The sequence below is a fragment of the Streptococcus sp. HMSC072D05 genome (assembly GCF_001815805.1).
In the GTDB taxonomy this organism is placed as follows: Bacteria; Bacillota; Bacilli; order Lactobacillales; family Streptococcaceae; genus Streptococcus.
This window is the reverse complement of sequence record NZ_KV822001.1, coordinates 1-229: the sequence shown is the minus strand read 5'-3', so window position 1 is coordinate 229 and position 229 is coordinate 1. Positions and strand designations below refer to the sequence as shown.

Here is a 229-nt window from a genome sequence, read left to right as displayed (position 1 = left end):
GATATACATTTGTATGGAAAAAGAGTATTCAAAACCATGAATCAAAGATGAATGAGGATTCTAAAGCCCTCTACCATGAATTGGTAACCAATAAAATCATACCGGAAATTAAAGAAGATCATGATAATGAATTAACAAAAGAAGAAATAGATTTGATTGGTAGTCACTTAGATAAAGAAATCGAAGATTTAAACCAACATATCAACAATGAAAAATGTACTAAAACAAG

The 229-nt window shown here is 28.4% G+C and carries 1 pseudogene; it reads left to right on the top strand.

Features of this window, described 5'->3' with window-relative positions:
- Positions 1–229, top strand: a pseudogene (locus tag HMPREF3057_RS03215) (IS5/IS1182 family transposase); the annotation flags it as partial.